Genomic DNA, 19,741 nt, shown 5'->3' on the forward strand with positions numbered 1-19,741 from the left:
AAAAACTGTGAAGCAGTCCTTACCGGATATCAAGGTAGTGCTGATCAATGTTTAGCCATTATTGATACCGTTAAAACAGTAAAACAACAAAATCCTAATGCTATCTATATTTGTGATCCTGTAATGGGCGATCCTGAAAAAGGATGCATCGTCGCTGATGGTATCTCTGAACACCTGATCAATGATGTAATGCCACTGGCTGATGTAATTGTTCCTAATCAATTTGAATTGAGTCAATTTGTTGGAATGACAATCAATACATTGGAAGATGCCGTTAAAGCTTGTCAGCACGCGCTAACACTTGGCCCTAAAATGGTATTGGTAAAACATCTTCATAGTTTATCGACTGATAAATTTTCGATGATGCTAGCAACAAAAGAGGGCTGCTATCTAGCACAACGTCCACATTTGGCATTTGATAACCAGCCTGTTGGTGTGGGTGATTTAATTTCAGCATTATTTACTGGCGGTTTATTGAAAGGTTGGTCAGCAGAACAAGCCTTTGAGCATGCTCACAATGCTTGTTATGCAGTATTAAAAGAAACCCACCGCCGTGGCGAATGGGAACTGCAAACAATCGCAGCTCAAGATGAAATTGTCGCGCCGACTGAAATTTTTCCAATTACAGAAATTAAATAAATAGCCCAGTCATCAGATTATAAAAAAGCAGCTTATAACGCTGCTTTTTTGTTTTATTCTGTTAAATTACAACACATTACCATAAGCATCAAATGAACGACGTTTTACAAGTGTCAATGTCGTCGCAACAGAAAGCACACCGGATACAAATATCGCGACCATGATCACTAACTGGTATTTAACGGCGACCAGTGGCATTGCTCCGCCTAAAATTTGTCCCGTCATCATACCCGGTAGGCTCACAATACCTAACGTTGCCATTGAAGCTAATTGTGGCGCTAATGCCGCTTTAAAAGCAGTACGAATAAAAGGCTGAGCAGGATTAGGCGCTCCCATCGTTAAATAATATTGATATTCTTGATGATTCTCTTTCAATAAACTACCCCAGCGAGACAATGCCAACACATTCGCAGTTAAGCTATTACCTAATAACATCCCTGCTATCGGGATCATGTATTGTGCTTGCCACCATGGTGAAACTTGAATAACACCCGCCAAAACCGCAGGTAATGCCACCGATAATGCGATAACTTGCCCACAAATAACGGCGGGGATCACGCGAAATAGATTAACATCAGAACGCTTACAAATGGTGTAACTGGCAAACAATGCCATAACGGTTAACCAAACCACGTTAAGGCTCAGGCTTTGCCAACCAAATAAAGTATGTAAATAAATACCAACCACGGATAACTGTAAAGTCATCCGTAATACAGACATGATCAGTGTGCGGCTCAGCCCTAATTGCCAACGCTGAAAAAGTATTAATGGGATCAGTAATAGTAAGTAAAACCCCGCCATCGCGGACCAATGCAAATCGATAGTATGATTAATGGTTGTTGTCATTGTTCTATTCCTGATGCTATATCCATATTGTAAACCTGATCAGCTGTCGCCAGCCATACCGGATCATGAGAAACGGACACACAGATAATATTCAGTGATTTAATTAATCCAATAATCTTGTTGCGCGCAGCAGGATCTAATGCAGATGTTGGTTCATCCATTAGCCACACCGGACGTTGCATCAATATTGCTCTCGCAATGGCTAATCGTTGCTTTTCACCGCCAGATAATAATGCGACTTCTTTATCGAGTGCGACCATCAACCCAGACTGCACTAATGCCAACTGACAATATTCTTCAGTAGGTTTTATTTGAGACACCAGCATTGCTTTAAGATGCCACGGTAATAACAATACCTCGAAGACAGTATCAGCGCCCATCACCGCTTGTTGCGGTAAATAACAGATTTTCTGACGCCAAAATGGCAGTTCGGTAATATCAATTTGATGCTGTTGATAATTAAAATGCCCATTTTTAGACGGCTTTAGTCCAGCAATAACGTGTAATAAACTACTTTTTCCACAACCAGACGCACCTGACAACGCGAAATGCTGCCCAGGTAAGATATCAACCGTTAATGGATGTAATTGAGGATTTTCAAAACCTGATCGTAACTGAAAAATATGTAACGCATTAGCAGCGATTGAAGGTGAATTTGTCATGGCACTTAACACTAATAACGACTGAAGGTGATAAGTGTATAAAAACTAAAAAATTACTCAAATGGTTTACGTTAATAATCGCTATGAATAAGATCAATACAAGACAATATCAACGCCATTAATGAAATAATTACATAGCGCAGAAATATACAGACAAAAAAATACCGACATTATGTCGGTATTTAAAAAACGTTTAACGCGAGTGCGAATTAAGCAGCTTCAACGTTTGCAGCTTGAGGACCTTTCTGGCCTTGTTCTACGTCAAAAGAAACCTTCTGACCTTCAGCTAGCGTTTTGAAGCCTTCGCCAGTGATAGCACGGAAGTGAACGAATACGTCAGCGCCGCCATTGTCTTGAGTGATGAAACCGAAACCTTTCTCTTCATTAAACCACTTAACGATACCAGTTGATTTAGACATGACTGTCTCCAATTTTTAATTAAATAATTCGCAAAATTGCGTAATGTAGCCAGAAAAAGAATTATTTATGTTACAGCTTATGCGTGGAAAGCTTCATGACACTGGTAAAGCGTTACAAAGAAAGTTTTCTAAAACATAACGTTACATATAAATAGGTCTGAATTACAGGCCGATATCTATATTAATGAAATTAATTTGATTGTATAGCATTTTTTTTAATTTTTAACGTTCTACAAACAAAACTTTCATTTATTACTGAGTATGAAAAATATTAATTACAAACAATAAGGTCGTTATTCAGACAAAATAAATATAACCCAATGAAAATATTAATTTTTAATTTTATAACGCAATAATATAACTCATATTATACCGAAAAATAAATATGAATAGATTTCCACTTACCGCTCTTTATTATTAATAACAAAGCATAAAAAAAGCAATATGCCTAAACATATTGCTCATTACGTTATATTAACTGTCTACTATTTGGTTATTATTCGGTCTAATGTCACTACAGAATATGGTAAAGGTACTAATTGATGACGCGTTTGTGAAACATAGTCAATAAAGGCTTGCGCGTCAGTATCACAATCGGTGTTTACTGCTTTACAATTAGGGGCTTTACCTTGATAAATAACTTGATATTTATCACCCTGTTTTTCGATATTTTTAACTTTGTAACCCACTAATTTCCCATTCACATCAATAAGATCGATACGAGTAGAGTGTTTGTTTTGAGCCGTAAATATCGGAGTCCAACCATCATTACCCGTAGCGTTATAATTATTAATCACAACATTGTAGGTTTTATTGTTTTGTAATGGTGTCCATATTGGGTGTTTTTCAGTGCCAGTCATCACATCAACACTGGTTAAATTACCCGCTTTATGTGCTTTAGTTTCATCAAAAGTGTAACGAATATGACCGCCGTATGGGTATTTACCCGCATGTGCGCCTTCAGGTAACGTTGCCGTGATCGTATCTTGCAATAATTGCTTAACCGTTGAACCTTTTAATGACAACACTGATAAATAATTAGAAAACGGTAGCATTTCTAAACGAACATTACCTTCACGGTATTCGCCTTCATTAATATTAGTACGAATACCACCCGCACCAATTAATGCAAAATCAACCTTTTTACCTGTTACTTTTTGAACTTGCGGTAAATTAGCCCAATAATACTGGCTTTCTGCAATTAATGGCGCAACGACTGAACCATGCTTATCCGATGCACCACTGTCTCCAGGGCGACGATCATGTATAATTTCAGTCGGTACTTGAGCGATGATGCTGCCATAGGCTTTTTCTACAGCAGGTTTGTATTTAGTATCGATTTCATGACGAAGCTGGCTATCTTCATTAATAATAACGATGTTCTTTTGCTTAGCAATAAATTGCTCTACTTGTGCCGTTTGTGCTGCGGTAAACTTATCTTGCGGTTTACGCTCAGCTTTATGATAAAACACATCATTACTGAGTAATGTATTGTGCCCAACACAGCTTGTTACTTCACCTTGACTGTTAAAGCTAACATTTACCTTACCGATAGCTTCTGCATATTTTCCAGCTTGCACAATACAGGTTGACGCTTTGCCATTTGGATTTTTCACCATTTGTGCATAAGGACCAAAATTACTCCAACCGATATTCGTGAAATCGCCTAATAATGTATGAGAGTGGCCACCAACAATTAGATCAATACCGTTCACTTTTTCGGCTAAAGCAATATCAGCAGCATTACCAATATGAGTTAATGCAATAACGTCATTAATCCCTTTAGATTTAAGAAAATCAACCGTTGATTGTGCTGTTTTTACTTCATTAAGAAATTTCACATCCCCCGTATGAGGGGCAATATTTGGCATATCTTGTAAAGATAAACCAAATACAGCAACTAAATTTTTATGATTTGGTAAGTTATTAATATCTTTTACAGCGGTCTTATGATCACCATCAAAGGCAAAAATTTGATAAGGTAAAATATTTGTCTGCCCATTGAAATTAGTGTCATGGCTAACATCAACATTTGTTGCAATAATAGGGAAATCTAAACTACTCACAAAACGATTTAATTTTTGATTATTAAGATCAAATTCGTGATTACCTAATGCCATGCCATCTAACCCCATTTGGTCAAGAAGATCAGCATTCATCGCACCTTGGTTTATTTTAAAATAAGCACTACCTTGGAAAGCATCACCGGCATCTAAAAACAACAAACTCTGGTCATTCTTTTGCGCTTGCGCTTTATATTGTTTAACCATTGCTTGCAGACGAGGATAACCGCCAAACTCATTAAAGACTTCAACACCGTTCGCAGAAAAACTAGACTTCACCGGATCAAAATGCGAGTGAGTGTCGTTAATATGAGCAACAGTAAGTGTGAAAGGTTGATGTTGAACGGCAGGTATTGTAACACATCCAGAAAGAGCTAAAGTGATCGATAGTGCGATAAGTGGCTTACTAAACATACGAAATCCTTACTACGTTGTAATCGTTTGCGCCGCAGCATACTCTACATTAAATTCCTTTTCAGTATTATAAGTCAAAATAATATTCTCTAAATTTGAGTTTTTATTTTGAGCGATATAAAACGGCTTCTTCACTAGTATTAATAACTAAGAAGCCGCTTCTATAACAAATTTATTGCAACAATTTACCGTTATACTCACCGGTTAACGTTTTAAGGTAAGCCGTTATTTTATCAATCTCATCAGGACTTAATTTCACACCGACTTGGTACAACGCCATATCATTTACCGCTTGCTCTAATGTTTTCGCACTTGCATCATGGAAATATGGAGCAGTTAACGCAATATTGCGTAATGTTGGTACTTTAAAGCGGTGTATATCGTTGTCATCTTTCGTGACGTTAAAACGGCCACTATCGGCATCAGTAATATTACCTCGATCATCAAAATAATCGTCTTTAAGCCCCATAATTTCAAATGATAAGCCTCCCATCGCCTGACCACTATGGCATGTTTGACACTTATTCTGTTTAAATAACGCGTAACCTTGTTGCTCTTCTGCTGTTAACGCTGTTTTGTCACCTTTTAAGAATTTATCAAACCGACTATTTGGGGTAACTAAGGTTTTCTCAAACTCAGCAATCGCATTAGTAATACTGTATTCACTGATCCCTTTTTGCGGGTAAATAGCATCAAATTGTGCTTTAAGTACTGAATCTTGATCTAATTTGTTAATAATATTCGCCCACGACCCAGCTCCCATCTCAATCGGATTCATCGGCGGCCCTCCTGCTTGAGCTTGTAAATCATTTGCACGACCATCCCAGAATTGGTGAATATTAAACACAGAGTTAAATACTGTCGGGGCGTTAATCGGCCCTTTTGATCCATTAATTCCGGTGGAAGTTTTTAGATTATCAACCCCGCCAGTTGTCAAACTATGACAAGTTGAACACGCAATAGTATTATCACCAGATAAACGGGTGTCATGATAAAGCACTTCGCCTAATTGTACTTTCGCCTGATCCACTTTAAATATGGCAGAAATAGGCTGCACTGCATCATTTTGATACTCACTGCTCACGAGAGGATCTGAATAATATTGACGACGTTCTTGCTTAACCCAGTCTAATAAAGTGTTGGTTTCTTGCTGGGATAAATCTGAACGCCAATGCATTAATAAAAATTGTTTAGGTGGCATCGCATGATCATTTAACACTGACTCAAGCTTGGCTAATTCAACCTGAGAAACAGGGGTATTATGCTGTACTTGCTCCATAAGCATCGATATATTGAACTGGCGTAAAGCATGATCAATATCGCGCTGCATCAACTGTTTAGCTCCTGGAACATCGGCGTAAAATGGCATTTCACTATTTTTTGTATGGCAGTACTGACAACCATTTTGGTTAAAGATATTAAAAGCTTGCTGTGAAAGAGGATCAGCTTTAACCAAATTTGTTTGAGATAAGTATTTTTTATGTAGTGTTTCGTCACCTTGATCAACGGCATATACCGTTGCTAAATAACCGACGATACCCGCACTAATCGCACACGCAATATATGATGACTTTTTCATGAAGATTCCCTATAAAGATATTTTGAGAGAAAATAATCGCTTCTAAGGAAGAGTTCAAAACGAAAAAAACGGATGCTTTAATTGAGGAATTCGATTAAACATTATTTTACACCAAAATTGACAATATATCCTTTTAATATCATTAGGATAGTAGTTATCATCAATATTTAAAAAATAAAACGGCTAAATTTAACTTATGGTTTTATTGTTTTAGATCAATTCCGAAAATACTTACAATTTGAGGTTTATTGTTATTTATTATCGAATTTCACGAAAAATATAATTTTTTAATTTAATAATAAATAACAATACATTAAAAAATAAAATAAAATAAAAGAGCAATGATAATAATATCAATGCTCTTTGTTTCAAGATAAAGACTTACTTTGTTATTTCAAGATCTGTTTTAGGGATACAACAACACGCTAATATTTTACCTTGCTGCCTTTCTTGCGGTAATAACGCAGGGACATCAGGCTGTTCAACCTGCCCCGAAGTTAAAGTTACTTTACACGCGCCACAAAAACCAGCACGACAGCTATAATTAAGTTCAACACCCGCTGTCTCTGCTTGTTCTAATAACGTTTGCTGATTATTACCCCTAAAAATATGACCATCAATATTAAGCTTTACAGCTTGTTTTGGTGTTGATGATCCACCTAAAGGACCAAAAGCTTCTTGATGATAACGCGCAGGAGATACGCCCATTTTCAATAATAACTTTTTAGCCGTATCCATAAAGGCATTGGGGCCACACACAAACACTTGGCGCTGATCTAAATCGCTGATCATGGCTAAATGACTCAGACTTAATCGCCCTGACTCACCTTGCCAATCTCGGCGTGGCTGACTAAGCACAATCCGTAAATCAAGTGATGGGTGCATCTTTTCAAGTTGATGTAATTCTTGTAGCGAGGGAATATCCGCTTCAGTGCTGCATTGATGATAAAACACAACATCACGAATATTATCGTTATCAGATAAATACCGCAGCATAGATAGCATCGGCGTAATACCACTTCCCGCAGACAATAATAATAACTTATCAGTATGAATCCCTAAGTGGAAATTACCACCTGGTTTATCAGCAGCAAGTACATCCCCCACCTGAAAATGCTGATGTAACCAATTAGATATTCGGCCATCATCAATTCGTTTTACTGAAATAGCATAACGCCCAGGGCGAGACGGACTGGAAGATAACGTATAGTAGCGAGTAATAAACTCACCATTAATCTCAAGTTGTAACGGCAAATGCTGCCCTGGTAAATAAGGCGGTAACGGTAATTGCTGATGAGACTCAAACCAAAACGTTGTAAAATCAGCGGCAATGTCTTCTCGTTCAACGCAAGTAAGTAATAACTTAGTTTCAGCATTATCAACATAAACTTGTTTGGGTTGCGTTTCTAAAACTTCAATAACATCCCCTGCGCGAATCATGCCTTCATTTAAAGCCACTAAATTTTGTCCAAAAAAGACATCTCCTGCCGCATCAGCGCGAAACGTCGCCATGGTTTTTAATGGTTCTTTTAGCGCATTAAACTCGCTAGTTAGTGGATCTACAGTTGTTAGAATACACCGCGCACAAGGTTTAACAATTTCAAACTCAACCTCACCAATGCGGATCCGTTTCCATTCATCTTCAGCAAAGGCATCAGTATTAGACACCACTAAATTAGTTCTAAACTGCGCCATGGTGTGATGGTCACGACTACGTTCATTTAACGCAGCCAATGAGGCCTCACTGATGACCAATAATGGATAGCCATCGGCAAAACTAACATTATGACCAATTTTTGAGCGTACTCGATTAGATTGTTGACCACAAAAAAGTAACTGCACCGAATGACCAATAATATCGCTGAACCATTGATTCGCGATCATCGTTGTTGTGTAAGCACTAAAATTATCATTCCACACGGTTGCAGATGCATCAACCATTGCGAAATCAGCATACTGTAAAACTAAATCGGTTTTATTTGAGTATTGCAGCACTAATCCTGTCATCGTTAGTGTTGCAGTGATTTTTACCATTTGTGGATATTTACGGGCAGTGATCATCGCACCTTCGCCACTCGCTACCATAAAACGACGATCAAAGGCTAACCCCTGCTTTTCTACCCAAGCGTGAGATTGTGTTAATGCTGCTGTCGATTTTACTGGATAAACATGTATCTGTGATAATGTCGGTACGACTAAGGATTGGCTCACGGGAATCTCCATATATAAAAACAATATTAACAAAACCTAGAGTAATTATTTAATATTCACAGACAAATAGACACCCTTATCATTATTAATGAATAATTATTTTTCGTTATGACAGTAATTTATTACGTATACAATTTGACAGCTTATGCTAAATTTATAAAAATTCCGTTTGTATTATTCATACTATCAATATTGTTATTTGGAGACGCTATGCCCCTTTTACGTTCTTTTTGGCGTTATATTACCCACTACTTTCCTAACGTTGGTTTGCGTCATCTGCATACCACGCTTGCTGGGTTAATTATTCTTCAAATATTAAACAGTAATTTAGTACATATGACGCATGCTGGTACCGTAAAAGTAGGCATGTCTAATACTATTTTCTTGTGGTTGCATATTATTCTTGGCTCATTAACCGTACTTGCTACCATTGGTATGATTATTTTCATGCTAACTAAACAATCATTTAGACAATTTTTCCCGTATCTTTTCGGTGATAATGCTGTTTTAAAAGATGATATAAAGCAGATAATGAAAGGAAAGTTACCTGAACCTCGTGAAAAAGGCTTAGGTAATATTATTCAAGGTTTAGGTATTGGTGCATTAATCCTAATTGAAATGGCAGCATTAGTTTGGTTAGTGTTATGGTTAAACCACTCTCCTTATGCCAACGAAGCACGTGAAATACATAAATCATTAACAGGGCTAATTGAAGCTTATTTAATTGGTCATGGCGGCATGGCACTACTGCATTTCTTTGTGGAACGTAAACGCTTTAGTTAATGTTTAGAAGAAAGAAATAAAAAGACAATAAAAAACGCAGAGCTTCTAGCTCTGCGTTTTTATTTGAGGCTTATTTGGCTTTTACCGCCCAACCACAAGGTTGAGGATATATTCGTTTAATTATTTTTTTATTCTGTTTTTTAAGCAAAATATGACAAGTTTCGATAATTAAACCAAACGCCATCGCAAAATACACATATCCTTTGTTCAAGTGAATAGCAAAACCTTCCGCCATTAACATACCGCCAAGCATAACCAAGAACAGCAGTGCTAATGTTTTTAATCCCGGATAGCGCATCACATAATCGTTAATTTTCTCAGCACATAGCACCATAATAACTGCTGACGCTAAAATAGCGGCAACCATCAGTGGAACTTCACTGGTTAAACCCACCGCAGTGATCACAGAGTCCATTGAGAAAACCGCATCAACCGCGACAATCTGCAATAACACTAATGCTATACCGGCTCTGACTGTGCTTGCTTGTTGCTGGTGAGCATGACTAAAGCACATCCATAATTCTTTTAAGCTTTTCGCTAATAAGAAAGCACCACCACCAATCATGATTAAATCACGTCCAGAAAAATCATAATTCAGCACATTGACTAATGGTTGGGTTAACGACATTACCCAGCTAATAGAGAACACTAAACCAATACGCGCAGCAACAGCTAATGCAATACCAAGATTACGGGCCATTTTACGTTGATGTACAGGTAGACGTTCACAAAGTACAGAGATGAATACGATATTATCGACACCTAAAACCACTTCAAGTGCAAATAGGGTCGCAAAGATCATTAACGCTTCAGGTTGAAGAAATAACTCTAGCATTGAACAAACTCCATAGAAAAGGAGTTAGGAATTAAAGAACAACTCGAGGGGTCGTCCATATGTGTTTTGATACCTCAATAAAGAATGAAGCTGTATTTGAGCAGTAAATACAGTAAATGAAAACCTCTCAAATGTAACCAAATGTAATGGGTTTTATTTATAAACCCCACCTTAATATATGGCACCTATTGATTATGAGTTAATATTAAAAATGTTCACTAAGTGTATAAAATTAATAAATATGCCTACCCGTTCACTTTTGCGTTATATGCAAAAGTCTTTTAGTTTCATCGTTATTGCATAATAAACAGCAAAGGTTCATATTACATACATCTTATTAATTTAATAAAAATATCCACCTAAAAGTAATGTAAAGGATTATTTATGGAAGTTACATTTTTAGGATATATAGCGTCAGCATTCATTATATTATCGTTATTGATGAAGAATATAAAATTACTCAGATATGTAAATTTATTAGGCTGTAGCTTATACGCTATATACGGTTTAATCATACAATCATGGCCTGTATTTGCTATGAACTTCATCTGTGTAGGCATTAATTTATATAGAATATATACATTAAAATATGAGAATAAAAAACTGAATAAGGAGAACTACTTATGATTTTAATTACAGGTGCGACTGGTAATCTTGGTCAATTAGTCATCAAAGAGTTGCTAAATAACAAAGCTGAGTTTGTTGCTGGTGTTCGTAATATTAATAAATACAATGGCCATCATTGTAATCTAGAATATATTGACTATGACAACCTCAGCGTAATGAAAAACGCATTTAAAAATATTGATACTATCATCTTTATTTCAGGTAACGCTGAAACCGAGCATAGAATACAACAACATCGAAATTTAATTGATGCGGCCAAACAAGAAAACATTAAACATATTATCTATTTAAGTTTTATTACTGTTACTGATCCTCATTCCAAATTTTCATTTACACGCCAACATATTGATACAGAGAGCTATTTAAAAGCATCAGGTATAAGCCATACTATTGTACGTAGTTGTTGGTATATGGAAAACATTAAAACAGAAATAATCAATGCATTGGACAATCAAGTTTTTATTGATAACTCAAACACAGGTAAAATAAGTTTTATTTCTCGACAAGATGTTGCAAAAGGCTTAGCTCAAATTGCTATTAATGTAAATCTACAAGATAGAATCTACACCTTTACTGGCTCCGCTGCGTATTCTATGCAGAATATTGTAGATTTAATGAATGCCAATTGTCATAAACAAATCAAATATACACTTTATTCTGATAACGATTATAAAAAACGCTTAATTGATGCCAAATTACCCGAATTCTTAGCTGAAGCGATCACATTAAACCGTGTTGATATTGATAATGGTGATTATGCATTTATCTGCCAAGATGTTAATTTTATTAATAAAAAATCACCATTAGATATAAGCGACTATATTTTTTCTATTTGTTGCACACATTAAAAACATAACAATAATTACTAACAAAAACAGCTACCACTTATCACTTGAAAATTGAGGAGGTTTTAATATAAATCTCCTCAATTTTTTTGTTGTCCTTAAATAATTATTGGTTATTTTTAATATTTAAATAATGATAAGTATCCAATCCCTTTATTGTTTCTGGTCTCGCACAACATCGGGCAACCCAATCAGTAATATTTGAATAAATACTCATATCAATGACGTCTTCAATATTATAGAAATTAATGATCCAAATAATCCACGGAAACATTGCAATATCTGCTATAGAATATTTATTATCAACAAGAAATAATTTATTATTAAGTTCACTATTTATATAATTAAGAACAATAATAGTTTCTTTTAAATATCGTTCACGTGGATAAGGATCAATAATTTTATCATTATGATAAGTAGAAAAATGCCCATAAGCACCAAAAACAGTGCCTTCTGTACTTGCTTGATAAAAAAGCCACTCTATTGTTTTTGTTCTACTTATTATATCGTTAGAAATAAAATCATTATACTTATCAGCCAAATACAATAAAATTGAACACGATTCGGCAATAACATTCGATTCTCCATTAGGATATTCTTTATCTATTAATACCGGTATTTTATGTCGGGGATTTATTGCTGAAAACGCAGCCGAAAATTGTTCGTTTTTAGTAATATCTATATTAACCAAAGTATAATCTAGTTTTAGCTCTTCAAGTAAAATAGGTATTTTTATCCCATTAGGAGAGCCAATTGTATAAAGTTTAAGATTTTTCATTAATTCACCTATTTTTATAATCACACAGAAATTCAATTAAATTGTTCTTGTATAATCATATTTTAATTTTAAAAGTATTATCATAGTAATAAATTATGATAGTATTTTTTCATCATTCAATTTCTTTAAGGATTAAGTTATGGAACTCGATAAACTCCTGATTAATATACGTCAATGTGAAATTTGCAAAGGTAAATTGCCTTATCCGCCAAACCCATTATTACAAGTTGGTTATAAAGCTAAGATATTAATATTAGGGCAAGCCCCCGGAGAAAAAGCACATTTTAAAAATACATTATTTGATGACATGAGTGGAGAAAGATTACGCTCATGGTTAGGGGTCAATAATGACGATTTTTATGATAAAAACATCTTTAATATTATTCCTATCGGGTTCTGTTATCCGGGAGTTATTATCGTGGACGGTAAGCGAAAAGGTGACAAGCCTCCCCGACCAGAATGCAGAGCAACATGGCATCCGGTTTTATTACCAAAATTAAATAATGTTGAACTGGTTATTTTATTAGGTAAATATGCGATAGATTATTATTTAGGAAAGAAAACGGCGGTTACTACCGAAGTATTCAATCAAAAAAACCGTGATAATAATATTTTTGTCATTCCTCATCCTAGCCCAAGAAACAATATTTGGCTTTCTAAAAATCCCGCATTTGAATCCACTATCCTGCCAATTTTAAAGCAAAAAATAGCAACAATTATTGATCACCACCAATAAAAAACACATCTTTAATATTGTAAAATATGAGTACAATCATTTTTGCTATCATTTATTTTTATTCCATTTAAATTTATATAGTAAACATGCTAAAAAAAGAGGTATTAAATTATAATACCTCTCGATAATAACTATTGAAATATCACTTTAAATCAAAACATTATCTTACATCGGCAACTTTATTTTTAAATATTAACTTAACTAAAAATAGTGCTAATATAATGCCCCCTAGACTAAATAAAAGATCGCCAGGCATTCTAGCCCATACAAAATGTTGAACTAATTCACTGTGTATTACCTCAGGGCTACGCGCATACCAATAACCATGATTAATAACAGCAAAGAATTGCACAATACCGACGGGTAACAACGAAAAGACCAACATCGCACCTAATCCTAAATTCAGTGTCCAGAATACATATTTTAAAAGTTTTTCACTCCACAGTTTTCGCTTACTACTTATACCACGTAAACAAATAAGCATTAAGCCGATACCCAGCATGCCATATACCCCCATGAAAGAACCATGCGCATGAGCTGCTGTCGTATTAAGACCTTGAATATAATAAAGTGAAATCGGTGGATTAATTAAAAAGCCTAAGATCCCTGCCCCCACTAAATTCCAGAACGCAGTGGCAACAAAAAACATAATTGCCCAATGATAGTTGTGTATCCAAGGTGTTGTTTTTAAATAACGATAGCTCTCAACCGCTTCAAATCCAATCAGAGCTAACGGCACAACCTCTAAAGCAGAGAAGATAGCACCCCATGCAACAATGGATGTTGGTGTACCTGCAAAATAAAGATGGTGCAATGTACCTAATAAGCCACCCGTTAAGAAAATGATAGTAGTAAAGATCACAGCACTATTTGCAGTTTTCGCTCTAACTAAACCAAGACGTACAAACATAAGTGCAATCACAGATGTAGCAAAGGTCTCAAAGAATCCTTCAACCCATAGGTGAACCACCCACCAACGCCAATACTCAGCCATGGCTAAATTAGTATGTTTACCTTGTAATAGCCCTGCGCCATAAAATAAGCCAATTGCGACACAAGATGAATAGAGAACTAAAATAACCGGGCGATCATTGCTGTTTTTAACCAAACTAGGATAAATAGCAGCGGTGACTAACGCTAACCAAACTAACAAGCCAATAAATAGCAATATCTGCCATACACGGCCCAGATCAATATACTCCATCCCTTGATGACCAATTAAGAAACTGGTATCTAAATTAAAGTATTGTTGAATAGCAAACCATTCTCCAGCCATCGAACCAAAAACGATAAAGACCAACACAACCCATAACACGTTTACACCCAATCGTTGATATTTAGGCTCGTGTTTTGATAATGAGGTTGCAATATAAAGACCGGTACCTAGCCATATTGTTGCGATCCAAAAAACAGCCAATTGTGTATGCCACGTTCGAGTTAAAGAATACGGCAATATTTTAGCTAACGGGATACCATAAAAGTCTTGGCCTTCAACAGAATAGTGCGCGGTAATTCCACCTAATACTATCTGTAATAAAAATAACGCAATCGCCGTAATAAAGTATTTACCAACAGCCTTTTGAGACGGGGTAGGCTTGATATTAATTAATGGATCTTGCGGTGGAATAGCAGGAAGCGGCTCATGACGTAGTGCTGCTTGATACCACGCAAGGCCACCAATACCCATTAATAGTACAACAAGACTTAACACTGACCACACGATATTATCAGAAGTGGGTACATTGCCTATACTAGGATCATACGGCCAATTATTAGTATAACTGTAGTTTTCATTAGGGCGATTTGTTACCGCAGCCCAAGCTCCCCAGAATAAAAAAGCATTAAGTTCTTCACGATGTTCACGCAATGGAATGGTGTTATTTTTCATTGCATAATCTTGGCGAAGCTTATCTAAGCTTTTATCATTACCAAAAAGTTTGATGTTATGAGCAATAACTTCATCAATAGCCAGTCCGCGATCGTTCGATACAGTGATCACTTTTGTTGTTGGATTAAAGCTATTCTGCCTAATCTCGTCTCTTATTTGCTGCTGTAAAAAAGCTTGCTTAGGATTTGCTAACGTCGCATATAATTGCCCAAACTGTTGTTTCGCTAAGATGTTAAGCCATGCTTGATTCTCACGGTGAAGCCAATCCGCTGTCCAATCGGGAGCTACATATGAGCCATGCCCCCAAACAGATCCTAATTCATGCCCACCCATAGAGCGCCAGACTAATTCACCCTGCTCTATATCTTTTTTAGTGAAAATCACCTTACCTGATGTCGTTACGACTTTTGACGGAATCGGAGGTGCTTCTTGATATATTTCGCTTCCTAAACTTAATAAAACAGCAAAAGAGATAAAACAAATAGCGAATAATACTATTACACTGGCCTTTAATCTGCTCAAAATGGTGTCCTCTAAAATCAAAGTAACCACTTATAGGCATAAGCCATGCCAACAATTAAGATTATGATTTAAATGCAATTTATATTGATAATCAGTCATAAAGACCAAACAGCTCATAGTACTAATGACACCAACATGGTTATAATGACATTATAAATGCATGTTATGGATAGATGAGGAAGCAAAGCCTAGGTATGTCTAAGATTGTTAATAAAAATCATATAGTTAAACATTCAAAACGGGAAATAATAGGATTTTCAGCGGCAGCAAAAAAGCTAAAACAAGATATAGAAATAGTCTCTAACAGTGAATTAAATGTTTTAATTCAAGGCGAAACTGGCGTTGGAAAAGAATTAGTTGCCGAAGCTATCCATCAAAAATCAAATCGCTTTTTATCAAATATGGTATATCTCAATTGTGCAGCCTTACCTGAAAATATCGCAGAAAGTGAACTTTTTGGACATATAAAAGGGGCATTTACTGGTGCAATAAATAACAGAATTGGAAAATTTGAACTCGCCAATAAAGGGACTTTATTTTTAGATGAAATTGGCGATTTATCACTAAGATTACAAGCAAAATTACTCAGAGTACTACAATATGGTGACATTCAACGCATAGGCGCAGATACCATATCGCATGTCGATGTCCGTATTATTGCCGCAACAAATGTTGATTTAATCAAGGCTATTAATAACCATACTTTTAGAGAAGATCTGTATCATCGGCTTAATGTTTACCCAATAATAGTGCCAACATTACGCGAAAGAATGACTGATATTTTACCTATCGCCGAATATATTTTAGAAAAAATTAAGCATGAATTAGTTCTTTATAAATTATATTTGACGCCTCACTGTATTCATTTATTAGAAAGCTATAGCTGGCCTGGCAACATACGTGAATTAGAAAATAGCTTATATCGAGCAGCATTAGTGGCTAAATTTGAACAATGTAATAAAGATATCTGCATACACGCTAACAATATTTTAGTGAATAATGAGACAGCTCAACCTTTAACTAACGTACCAATTGAAGAAAATATTAAAGATAATAAAACACATTTATCACTGCGTGAAGCTACTGAGATTTTTCAATATCAATATATAAAGAAAACGCTGGCACAACAAAAAGGAAATTGGTCAAAATCAGCATCAGCACTACAAGTTGATTGCAGTAATTTACATCGACTGGCTAATCGATTGGGGCTCAAGGATAAATAAATTATTTGTCTGTCGATATAGAAATAGAAATAGAAATAGAAATAGAAAATATTAAGATTCGTGCTTGAAAATAAAAACAACCTCAAGGATGAGGTTGTTCACATAGATTATATTCATAAAAAATAACGTTCTGATTATTCCCTTCCACCGCGACAAAACCCACTTTTTGAAGTAATTTTTTCGAAGCCTCATTTTTTACATCTACACCGCCAATCAGTTTTTCAACCCATTGGTTATCACGACAGCATTGAAGCAAACCAATCAGCAATTCACTACCGTAACCTTGATACCAATGAGACTCAGCTAATAAATAACCTAAATGAGCTGTAGCAGCATCTGATTCAGAAAGGAAAACAAAGCCAATAATCGAATCACAACCTTTATGCTTAACTACGCATAAATGACTTTCTGATAACATTCTCATAAGCCAAACTTCAGCATCCGATTCAGTATTAATATCATGAAAATATGGAGGCAAAGATTCTACAACCGAGGAAGAAAGTAAATTAACAATTTCAGACAATAAGGTTGATTCCACTAATTCTGACGTCAAATAAGAATCAATATTTGCAACCTCAAGTCTGGTTGTCGTAAATATTAAAGATTTAAATTTTAATCTATTAATCATGCTCTTACCTTAAAAAATCATAGCCTCTTATTATATTAACAATTTACCCAATAATAATCATAAAATTAACTTCCCCAATGCCGATTTTTACTTAACAACTTTGGACAGCCAAATATTTTGTTATAAAATAGAGCCCCTAAAAAATAAACTATTCCACCAGCAATAAACTCATTTACTATAAAAATTACGGCTTGTTATTTATATTCTTTGTTAAATCAATGCTGTTTCCATATTTCAGGATCGACAACGTCTACAATCCTGACGGTTATTGCAGTATTTTTATCTGATTATAAGAAACTATATCTATTTAGGGTGCAACTGGTGACTCGCTGATTTTCCTTTGCACCAATGCCCACCTGCATATTGTTTGAAAGCACACATTCGGGACCATTTGCCGCTTACATTGGCATAATGTTCCATAAATTGTTCACTATGCTCAAGCCAAGCATCAGGCGTTATTCCCAATTGTTGCAAAATCTTTAGTTGGCTAAATGCAATAAAACCTTTTTTATCATTTCGAATACAACGGCCAGTCCAATCAATAAGTTCGAGATAATCGACAAAAGCAAAATTTATCCCTGATATTTTCTCCTGATGTTCAGCACCAACGGCAATTTTGGACGGCAATTTTGGACAGCCAAGGCAATTTTGGACAGCCAAATATTTTGTTATAAAATAGAGCCCCTAAAAAAATAAACTATTCCACCAACAACAAACTCTTTTACTATAAAAATTACGGCTTATTATTTAAATTCTTTGTTAAATCAATCCTATTCCTATATTTCAGGATCAACAAAACCCACAATCCTGATAATTATTGCAGTATTTTTATCTGATTATAAAAAACTATATCTATTTAGGGTGCAACTGGTGACTCGCTGATTTCCCTTTGCACCAATGCCCACCTGCATGTTGTTTGAATGCACACATCTGTGACCATTTTCCGCTTACATTGGCGTAATGTTCCATAAATTGTTCACTATGCTCAAGCCAAGCATCAGGCGTTATTCCCAATTGTTGTAAAATTTTTGGTTGGCTAGATGCAATATAACCTTTTTTATCATTTCGAATACAGCGACCAGTCCAATCAATAAGTTCAAGATAATCGGTAAAAGCAAAGTTTATCCCTGCTATTTTTGCCTGATGTTCAGCACCAACAAAAGGTAATAATTTAAAATGGTTAGCATTTGATAGTGTTTTACTTGAGTTAAAGACTTTAGATTGATGATATTCACGAATACGTTGCTGAATTGAAGTGAAATCTGATTGCTCTAATGATGGTGTAATACCTGCTCTGATAGGATTTAAATCAACATACATCATGCAAGATAATAACGCTTGTTCATCGAGTAAGGCCTGAGACTTAAATCGCCCTTCCCAAAATGCACCTTTACATTGATCCTCTTTATTGGCTTTTCGTGCTATTTCTTCATTAAGACAGCGCATAAACCAGCTAATACTGCCTAGTCGTTGCTGCCATTCAGCCACTAAATTTGATAATGCTTGTTGTTTATCCGAGCCGATTTGCCCCTCTTTTAAAAAATCGACCGCGATAGGATGACCATTAAATAACTGTAACCAGCGTGATATTACCGCTTCAGGGGTTAGCTTTTGTTGCAGCTCGGTATCTATTCTTAGCACTAAATGATAATGGTTACTCATCACAGCATAAGCACAAACATCAATACAAAAAACAGCTGCTAATTGTTTAATTTTATTTACTATCCAACCTCGTCGGTGGTGATAGCTTTTGCCATTATACGGATCATCGCCACACAAATACGCACGCCGTACACAGCGGTTAATTACATGATAAAAAGGCGTGATTTGAGGCTCGATCAATTTTCGTCTTGAGATTGTCATTGGCTTCACCATAAGCAACTTGAAGCTTAAGTGTAGTTACTCATGGTTGATGTGCAAGGATATGGCTGTCCTTTATTTTTTGATACGGGTCGTCGCCACACAAATATGCACGCCGCACACAACGATTAATTACATGATAAAAAGGCGTGATTTGAGGCTCTATCAATTTCCGTCTTGAGA

At 35.7% G+C, this 19,741-nt stretch carries 17 protein-coding genes; 5 read left to right on the forward strand and 12 right to left on the reverse strand.

What is annotated here, in order from left to right:
* The coding region (pdxY, locus tag Q0V26_RS16310; protein ID WP_297483800.1) for a pyridoxal kinase at nt 1–639 on the forward strand (639 nt) is incomplete at its 5' end.
* A 66-nt stretch (nt 640–705) separates the two neighbouring features.
* Here pdxY and Q0V26_RS16315 read toward each other — a convergent pair.
* The 6 genes from Q0V26_RS16315 to Q0V26_RS16340 all read right to left on the reverse strand — a co-directional run bounded on the left by Q0V26_RS16315 (nt 706) and on the right by Q0V26_RS16340 (nt 8,845).
* Nucleotides 706–1,485, reverse strand: coding sequence for an ABC transporter permease (locus tag Q0V26_RS16315; protein WP_297483802.1), 780 nt, complete (start codon nt 1,483–1,485; stop codon nt 706–708).
* Complete coding sequence (locus Q0V26_RS16320; protein ID WP_107249916.1) at nt 1,482–2,147, reverse strand: ATP-binding cassette domain-containing protein; 666 nt, start codon at nt 2,145–2,147, stop codon at nt 1,482–1,484. Before Q0V26_RS16320 ends, Q0V26_RS16315 begins: the two co-directional genes overlap by 4 nt.
* 209 nt (nt 2,148–2,356) lie before the next feature.
* On the reverse strand, nt 2,357–2,566 hold the full coding sequence (locus tag Q0V26_RS16325; RefSeq protein WP_036792221.1) for a cold-shock protein: 210 nt from the start codon (nt 2,564–2,566) through the stop codon (nt 2,357–2,359).
* Between the two features lie 485 nt (nt 2,567–3,051).
* A complete protein-coding gene (locus Q0V26_RS16330) occupies nt 3,052–5,043 on the reverse strand; it encodes a bifunctional metallophosphatase/5'-nucleotidase (protein WP_297483806.1) in 1,992 nt (663 codons plus the stop codon).
* 172 nt (nt 5,044–5,215) lie between these two features.
* Nucleotides 5,216–6,622: a cytochrome-c peroxidase gene (locus Q0V26_RS16335; protein WP_297483808.1), complete on the reverse strand. Its 1,407-nt coding sequence runs from the start codon at nt 6,620–6,622 to the stop codon at nt 5,216–5,218.
* A 381-nt stretch (nt 6,623–7,003) separates the two neighbouring features.
* Complete coding sequence (locus Q0V26_RS16340; protein ID WP_297483810.1) at nt 7,004–8,845, reverse strand: hybrid-cluster NAD(P)-dependent oxidoreductase; 1,842 nt, start codon at nt 8,843–8,845, stop codon at nt 7,004–7,006.
* Between the two features lie 198 nt (nt 8,846–9,043).
* Between Q0V26_RS16340 and Q0V26_RS16345 the strand changes: the two genes are divergently transcribed.
* On the forward strand, nt 9,044–9,616 hold the full coding sequence (locus tag Q0V26_RS16345; protein ID WP_297483812.1) for a cytochrome b/b6 domain-containing protein: 573 nt from the start codon (nt 9,044–9,046) through the stop codon (nt 9,614–9,616).
* 70 nt (nt 9,617–9,686) lie between these two features.
* Here Q0V26_RS16345 and Q0V26_RS16350 read toward each other — a convergent pair whose 3' ends face one another.
* A complete protein-coding gene (locus tag Q0V26_RS16350) occupies nt 9,687–10,451 on the reverse strand; it encodes a TerC family protein (protein WP_045035459.1) in 765 nt (254 codons plus the stop codon).
* A gap of 623 nt (nt 10,452–11,074) precedes the next feature.
* Between Q0V26_RS16350 and Q0V26_RS16355 the strand changes: the two genes are divergently transcribed.
* Nucleotides 11,075–11,926, forward strand: coding sequence for an NAD(P)H-binding protein (locus Q0V26_RS16355; protein ID WP_297483815.1), 852 nt, complete (start codon nt 11,075–11,077; stop codon nt 11,924–11,926).
* Nucleotides 11,927–12,029: 103 nt separating this feature from the next.
* Here the strand turns inward: Q0V26_RS16355 and Q0V26_RS16360 are convergent, their stop codons facing one another.
* Nucleotides 12,030–12,701, reverse strand: coding sequence for a glutathione S-transferase N-terminal domain-containing protein (locus Q0V26_RS16360; RefSeq protein ID WP_297483817.1), 672 nt, complete (start codon nt 12,699–12,701; stop codon nt 12,030–12,032).
* A 139-nt stretch (nt 12,702–12,840) separates the two neighbouring features.
* Between Q0V26_RS16360 and Q0V26_RS16365 the strand changes: the two genes are divergently transcribed.
* Complete coding sequence (locus tag Q0V26_RS16365; RefSeq protein ID WP_045035455.1) at nt 12,841–13,437, forward strand: uracil-DNA glycosylase family protein; 597 nt, start codon at nt 12,841–12,843, stop codon at nt 13,435–13,437.
* A gap of 160 nt (nt 13,438–13,597) precedes the next feature.
* Here the strand turns inward: Q0V26_RS16365 and Q0V26_RS16370 are convergent, their stop codons facing one another.
* Nucleotides 13,598–15,847, reverse strand: coding sequence for a nitric-oxide reductase large subunit (locus tag Q0V26_RS16370; protein WP_297483820.1), 2,250 nt, complete (start codon nt 15,845–15,847; stop codon nt 13,598–13,600).
* Nucleotides 15,848–16,041: 194 nt separating this feature from the next.
* Here Q0V26_RS16370 and Q0V26_RS16375 point away from each other — a divergent pair, with 194 nt between their 5' ends.
* Entirely contained in the window at nt 16,042–17,070 is a 1,029-nt protein-coding gene (locus tag Q0V26_RS16375; protein ID WP_297483822.1) for a sigma 54-interacting transcriptional regulator, read from the forward strand.
* Nucleotides 17,071–17,152: 82 nt separating this feature from the next.
* Here the strand turns inward: Q0V26_RS16375 and Q0V26_RS16380 are convergent, their stop codons facing one another.
* From Q0V26_RS16380 to Q0V26_RS16390, 3 genes are all read right to left on the reverse strand, one after another.
* On the reverse strand, nt 17,153–17,698 hold the full coding sequence (locus Q0V26_RS16380) for a GNAT family N-acetyltransferase (RefSeq protein WP_297483824.1): 546 nt from the start codon (nt 17,696–17,698) through the stop codon (nt 17,153–17,155).
* A gap of 303 nt (nt 17,699–18,001) precedes the next feature.
* On the reverse strand, nt 18,002–18,325 hold the full coding sequence (locus tag Q0V26_RS16385; protein ID WP_297483826.1) for a hypothetical protein: 324 nt from the start codon (nt 18,323–18,325) through the stop codon (nt 18,002–18,004).
* A gap of 225 nt (nt 18,326–18,550) precedes the next feature.
* Nucleotides 18,551–19,561: a transposase gene (locus Q0V26_RS16390; protein WP_297483828.1), complete on the reverse strand. Its 1,011-nt coding sequence runs from the start codon at nt 19,559–19,561 to the stop codon at nt 18,551–18,553.
* Between the last annotated feature and the right edge of the window lie 180 nt (nt 19,562–19,741).

The sequence above is a fragment of the uncultured Photobacterium sp. genome, from assembly GCF_947039875.1.
Lineage (GTDB): Bacteria > Pseudomonadota > Gammaproteobacteria > Enterobacterales > Vibrionaceae > Photobacterium.

Bases quoted from the DNA above. Each gene is read 5' to 3' on its own strand.
- Q0V26_RS16315 (WP_297483802.1), bottom strand. From the start codon at position 1,485: ATGACAACAACCATTAATCATACTATCGATTTGCATTGGTCCGCGATG.
- Q0V26_RS16320 (WP_107249916.1), bottom strand. From the start codon at position 2,147: ATGACAAATTCACCTTCAATCGCTGCTAATGCGTTACATATTTTTCAG.
- Q0V26_RS16325 (WP_036792221.1), bottom strand. From the start codon at position 2,566: ATGTCTAAATCAACTGGTATCGTTAAGTGGTTTAATGAAGAGAAAGGT.
- Q0V26_RS16330 (WP_297483806.1), bottom strand. From the start codon at position 5,043: ATGTTTAGTAAGCCACTTATCGCACTATCGATCACTTTAGCTCTTTCT.
- Q0V26_RS16335 (WP_297483808.1), bottom strand. From the start codon at position 6,622: ATGAAAAAGTCATCATATATTGCGTGTGCGATTAGTGCGGGTATCGTC.
- Q0V26_RS16340 (WP_297483810.1), bottom strand. From the start codon at position 8,845: ATGGAGATTCCCGTGAGCCAATCCTTAGTCGTACCGACATTATCACAG.
- Q0V26_RS16345 (WP_297483812.1), top strand. From the start codon at position 9,044: ATGCCCCTTTTACGTTCTTTTTGGCGTTATATTACCCACTACTTTCCT.
- Q0V26_RS16350 (WP_045035459.1), bottom strand. From the start codon at position 10,451: ATGCTAGAGTTATTTCTTCAACCTGAAGCGTTAATGATCTTTGCGACC.
- Q0V26_RS16355 (WP_297483815.1), top strand. From the start codon at position 11,075: ATGATTTTAATTACAGGTGCGACTGGTAATCTTGGTCAATTAGTCATC.
- Q0V26_RS16360 (WP_297483817.1), bottom strand. From the start codon at position 12,701: ATGAAAAATCTTAAACTTTATACAATTGGCTCTCCTAATGGGATAAAA.
- Q0V26_RS16365 (WP_045035455.1), top strand. From the start codon at position 12,841: ATGGAACTCGATAAACTCCTGATTAATATACGTCAATGTGAAATTTGC.
- Q0V26_RS16375 (WP_297483822.1), top strand. From the start codon at position 16,042: ATGTCTAAGATTGTTAATAAAAATCATATAGTTAAACATTCAAAACGG.
- Q0V26_RS16380 (WP_297483824.1), bottom strand. From the start codon at position 17,698: ATGATTAATAGATTAAAATTTAAATCTTTAATATTTACGACAACCAGA.
- Q0V26_RS16390 (WP_297483828.1), bottom strand. From the start codon at position 19,561: ATGACAATCTCAAGACGAAAATTGATCGAGCCTCAAATCACGCCTTTT.